Here is a 5,632-nt window from a genome sequence, read left to right as displayed (position 1 = left end):
AATCCCTCCTTCTCCGCCATTGGCCCCTTGGTCAAGCGGTTAAGACACCGCCCTTTCACGGCGGTAACACGGGTTCGAATCCCGTAGGGGTCATATTAAAACACAACTGATGTGGATTCACATTAGTTGTGTTTTTTTTAGGAAAAATATAATTTAGCAAATATAAAGTGAAAAGTGTTAGATTGATTGAAGTCAATCTAACACTTTTTTGCTTTATCTCTATATACAAGAGTATCTTTATTGTCTGAGCTCTTGCTTGCTTAACTAAGTAATAACATTCTTTCAAGGGAACTAAGAGCTTCTTTAGCCGTTGATACATCTACTTGAATTCGATTATGAGGTTTTCCTTGCTCAATGCTTTCAAGTGACCATAGTAAATGTGGAAGGTCAATACGATTCATTGTCAGACAAGGGCAAAAGTTTTTGTTTAAAGAGATAATATGTTTATCTGGATGCTGTTTGATAATGCGGTTTACTAAATTCATTTCTGTTCCAATTGCCCATGATGATCCGCTTGGAGCATTATTAATCGTATCAATAATATATTTTGTTGAGCCTGCATCATCTGCAGCAGCTACCACTTCACGGCTACATTCTGGATGCACGATAATGCGCATAGTCGGGTGTGCTTGGCGAACCATTGCTGTATGTTGCACTGTAAAACCTTCATGAACTGAACAATGCCCTTTCCATAATATTACTTGAATATTTTCTGGCGATTGATCTGTTTCAAGCCTATTCGTATGTGGATTCCAAACGGCCATATGCTCAAGCGGTACATCTAAGTCGAACGCTGTATTTCTTCCTAAATGTTGATCTGGCAGAAATAAAATACGTTGCTTTTGTGAAAATGCCCATTGTACCATCTTTTTTGCATTGGAGGATGTTACACAAGCACCACCATGACGTCCAGTAAATGCTTTAATTGCAGCAGTTGAATTGACATATGTTAGCGGCAAAATGGTATCTCCGAAAAGTTGTTGTAAAATGGTCCATGCTTGTTCGGTTTGATAAATATTTGCCATATCAGCCATTGAACAACCTGCACGCATATCTGGTAAGTAGACATGTTGTTGGTCGGTAGTTAGCATATCGGCTGTTTCTGCCATAAAATGTACACCACAAAAAACGATATGCTCGGCTTCTTTATTGGCTGCAGATATTTGAGCTAGCTGTAAAGAATCTCCTGTAGCATCAGCAAACTGAATCACTTCATCTTTTTGATAGTGATGCCCAGGTATAAAAAGCTTATTACCTAATTTCTTTTTAATAGCTAGAATTCGAGACTCCATCTCGGCTATTGGTAATGTTCGGTACTGTTCAGGCAGTAGTGAAGTTTGTTGCAGTAAATTAGTGATGGACAAGTGTTTGTTCTCCTTTCAGTTGGGCAAGTGCGCTAATATCAAAAGCTTTTACAGAATGAGTTAGGGCACCTAGTGAAATCCATTGAATACCTGATTTTGCATAAGCATGGAGATTATCTATTGTAATACCTCCAGAAGCTTCGGTCACGATATGGGTGGGCACAGATGGAAGCCAAGCACGAATTTCTTCAGGTGTACGATTATCGAACATAATAATGTCTGCTCCTGCTAAAACGGCTTCTTCTAATTGAGCCTTTGTTTCTATTTCTACTTCAATTTTTACCGTATGCCCAATTTTTTTACGAATGGTTTGTACGGCTTCTGTAATGCTGCCTGCAAAAGCAATATGATTATCTTTAAGCATAATCGCATCGTATAAGCCACTTCGATGATTATAAGCACCACCAATTCGAACAGCATATTTGTCGAGCATACGTAAACCTGGAACCGTTTTGCGCGTATCACAAATTTTTGCTGATGTTCCTATTGTTTCACGTACAGCAATATTGGCAGCAGTTGCAATTGCAGACATGCGTTGAATGAGATTTAAAATTACTCGCTCACCGATTAATAATTTTTGAAGAGGGCCATTTATAACTGCGAGAAGATCGCCGTAATTGACGTTATCACCATCATTTTTATGCATGGTTATATGCATGGAAGGATCGAGTAATCGAAAACCATGTTCGATAATAGGGGTTCCGCAAAAAATACCATTATCTTTTGCATAAAAGGAAAAGGCTCCTTTTTGCTCAACTGAAAAGATAAATTCGCTCGATAAATCCCCATCTCCTAAGTCCTCATTAAAAAATTGTTTGAGCATTTCCTCGAGTTTGATGATATTCATATAATGAATTCCTCACTTTCATTTGTCCTTGTTGAAAAATAATCCAGCTTTGTGTCCAAGCGGCTTCATTGTTAGGCATATCAGAACGAATATGTGCTCCACGTGTTTCAGTTCGTGTCAGCGCAGCGTGTACCATTAACGATGCAACAATATGCATCATATAAAGTTCTAGTTGCTGTTGCGGTAAGTCCATAATATTTACTTGAAGTAAATTTTGTAATGTAGGCAGTTGTGCTATTAAGCGCTGCATATCGTCAGGATTTCGTACGATGCCCAATGAATGCATCATTGCTTGTTGTAACTGATCTTTTGCTAGGAGCGTTGGCATTGCATGTTGACGATTTGCTACAGCAAGCATGAAATTTGTTTGGTTACAACCTGTTTCTATAATAAATTGCGCCATTTTTTGACCAAATGTAAGGCCTTCGAGTAATGAATTGCTAGCTAAACGGTTCGCACCATGAACGCCTGTACATGCCACTTCGCCAACAGCATAGAGGTTTGGAATGGAAGTTCTCCCTCTATCATCGGCAATTACACCGCCCATTAAAAAATGACTGCCTGGGGCTACAGGAATTAAACCATTTTGTAAATCAATATCATTTTCGATGCAAAGTTTTGCAATAGTAGGGAATTTATCTTCGAAATGCGCAATATTTGTAATATCAATAAAGGTTTCATGCCCCGCAGCGCGTTGACGATACAATGTATGAGCCGTTACATGGCGTGGAGCTAAATCAAGCAATGGATGTACACCTGCCATAATCGGTTGTCGCCTAGCATTAACAAAAATGCCACCAGCCCCCCTCACAGCCTCCGAAACTAATCCTTTAGCCTTGCCATTACACCATAATAAACTTGGATGAAATTGCATAAATTCCATATCACTAATGGCAGCACCAGCGCGATAGGCTAAGGCAATACCGTCTCCAGTGTTTGTAGGGTAGTTAGAGGTGCTTGGATAAAGAGCACCGGCACCACCTGTTGCAAGAATGATATGATGGGCAAAATAACGTTTAATTCCTTTTTCGCTTTTTGTTACTACACCAATGCATGCACCATTCGTATTCACTAACAATTCAAAAGCCATTTCATTGCAATTTATTTGAATAGTAGAAGGAAGATGCAGAAGTAAGTAATCAATCATTAGTTGACCAGTACGATCGCCCCCCGCATGTAAAATTCGATGATGGCTATGTGCTCCTTCTAAGCCGAGGGCAGGTTCTCCGTTCTCTTGCCGGTCGATTGGTAATCCTTCGGCTAAAAATTGCTGCATTATTACTTTTCCTTCTTTTACAAGTGATTCAACATATCGATGTTCATGATGATATTCACCTGCCGCCAATGTATCTGCAATATGCAAATTTGTATGATCATCAGGACTAGTAACGACTGCTATGCCTCCTTGTGCACGATAAGAGCTACTCATTTGGACAGAGGATTTAGTAACAATTTGTACTTGAAAATGCTGTCCAAGTAGTCGTGCAGCTTGAAGTGACGCAATGCCACTACCAATAATAAGTACGTCTGTCTTTACATCCATAGGTATACCTTCTTTACAGTTGTCTTGACACATATCTTTACATAAAATAAAAAGGAAAACAAGACTTGATGACGAGAAAGGGAGAATTTGATGATTTACATGGATTTTGCAGCTACATCGCCTATGTCGCCGAGAGCGCTTCAGGCTTATTGTGATATAGCACAACGTTATTATGGAAATAGTGCGAGCTTACATGATTTAGGAGGTCAAGCACATTATTTTGTTGAGCAAGCGAGGGAGATTGTTGCAAAGACTCTCGGAGTTGACAAGAATGGAATTATTTTTACTGGAAGCGGAACAGAGGGCAATCTACTATCAATTTTGTCCCTGGCACTGGCTTCAAAAAAAGGGCAGCATATTATATCATCGCAAGCAGAACATACATCTGTTCATGCAGCACTAAATACTCTGGAAAAAATGGGGTTTACCGTTACGAAATTACCTTTACAGCTAGATGGATGTATTCATGTAGAGCAAGTGCGAGAGGCGATAAGAGAAGATACAGCACTCATAACCATTCAACATGTGAACTCTGAAATAGGTTCTATCCAACCTGTGAAAGAAATTGCAAGAATAGCCCATTGTGAAAATATATTTTTTCATGTTGATTGTGTGCAGTCCTATTGTAAGTTATCAATAGATTCCTTTAGTGCATACGTAGATGCGCTGACACTATCTGCTCATAAAATAGGAGGACCAAAGGGCTGTGGTGCTGTTTATATAAATCCAAAGATTCGTGTTCCAGCATTAACACCTGGTGTTACACATGAACGCGGCTTACGGGGGGGCACTATAGATACACCTGCCATTGTGGCATTTGCGACAGCCATCGAGAACTATCACTATGAGCGTCAACATTATGAAGCGCTACGTCAATATTTCAAGGGGAAATTGCCTCCTGCTTGTCGACTAACTGAAAGCAAGGAGCAACTGCCTACTATATGCGGGTTAATGATGGACAATGTGGAAGGGCAATATGTGCTATTAAAGTTAAATGAAAAGGGCATTTGTATTTCAACTGGTAGTGCCTGTGATATACACAGTGAATCGGGAACGAAAGCAATTTTATCAATGGGTTATACGATGGAGGAGGCACGTCGATTTTTTAGAATATCCTTCGGCCCAACTACAACATTCCAAGAAATCGACCAAGTACTCGCCGCTCTTACTAATATTTTAGTAAAATACTAAATTAGTATTAGCAAATAGATTTTAAATGCCTCCAGCTTTATTTTGCCTATCGTATCCGACAATTTCAGCTAAGCTATAAGGTTGTTTCAATACTAAGTAACAAGCAATATGTGCTTAGCATATTAGTAGAACATGCTTGTTGTACTTAAGAAAACTGCTTTTAGGCGAAAGAGCTCTACTTCCTCAATCGCCAAAAGGGCAGTTGTATTAGATGAGAGGGAAAATATCGAATAGGAATGGTTAATATGCAAAACAATTTATCTTTGATAGAAATAAATTGTTTTCTTTTGAAAAAACAATTGCTATAATAAATAGCAGAGCAATTATTTCTCTTACACAACAAAAATATCTTCAAAAAGTAATAATTTCTTTTTTTTATAAAAAACTGTTGCATTATGTTGATAAACGTTATACAATAATTCTTGTCTTGAAGGACAGGTAAACAACTTCAAAACAAAATACATAAAGGTTTTAAAATACAATGTATATTGAAACCAATGAGAACTTTAACACACCAGTAGAACAAAGAAGCAATCTAGTGATTGGACGAGAGCAGCTGATGCAGTAATACGCAGTGTATTGAAGGTCCAACATAGTCTAGTGATGATGGCAAAGAGGTCACACCCGTTCCCATACCGAACACGGAAGTTAAGCTCTTTAGCGCCGATGGTAGTTGGGGGCTTCCCC

4 protein-coding genes, 1 tRNA gene and 1 rRNA gene are annotated in these 5,632 nt (G+C 38.9%); 3 read left to right on the top strand and 3 right to left on the bottom strand.

The window, feature by feature from the left end; translation table 11 throughout:
- Window positions 1-21 precede the first annotated feature (21 nt).
- A tRNA-Glu gene (locus tag ACIQXI_RS21915) sits at window positions 22-93 on the top strand.
- A gap of 167 nt (window positions 94-260) precedes the next feature.
- On the opposite strand, the gene nadA is transcribed toward ACIQXI_RS21915, so the two are convergent.
- The 3 genes from nadA to nadB are packed head-to-tail and all read right to left on the bottom strand — an operon-like array spanning window position 261 to window position 3,754.
- Entirely contained in the window at window positions 261-1,364 is a 1,104-nt protein-coding gene (nadA, locus tag ACIQXI_RS21910) for a quinolinate synthase NadA (RefSeq protein ID WP_402928628.1), read from the bottom strand.
- Window positions 1,351-2,211, bottom strand: coding sequence for a carboxylating nicotinate-nucleotide diphosphorylase (gene nadC, locus ACIQXI_RS21905; protein WP_402928627.1), 861 nt, complete (start codon window positions 2,209-2,211; stop codon window positions 1,351-1,353). The genes nadA and nadC overlap by 14 nt, the downstream gene beginning before the upstream one ends.
- Window positions 2,168-3,754, bottom strand: coding sequence for an L-aspartate oxidase (nadB, locus tag ACIQXI_RS21900; RefSeq protein ID WP_402928626.1), 1,587 nt, complete (start codon window positions 3,752-3,754; stop codon window positions 2,168-2,170). The genes nadC and nadB overlap by 44 nt, the downstream gene beginning before the upstream one ends.
- A 90-nt stretch (window positions 3,755-3,844) precedes the next feature.
- On the opposite strand from nadB, the gene ACIQXI_RS21895 reads away from it, so the two are divergent.
- A complete protein-coding gene (locus ACIQXI_RS21895) occupies window positions 3,845-4,945 on the top strand; it encodes a cysteine desulfurase family protein (protein ID WP_402928625.1) in 1,101 nt (366 codons plus the stop codon).
- A 596-nt stretch (window positions 4,946-5,541) separates the two neighbouring features.
- Window positions 5,542-5,632, top strand: a 5S ribosomal RNA gene (rrf, locus tag ACIQXI_RS21890); the annotation flags it as partial.

The organism is Lysinibacillus sp. NPDC097195, assembly GCF_044762075.1.
GTDB lineage: Bacteria > Bacillota > Bacilli > Bacillales_A > Planococcaceae > Lysinibacillus.
Note: the sequence above shows the minus strand (reverse complement) of the source record. Positions and strands in the feature narration are given on the sequence as shown.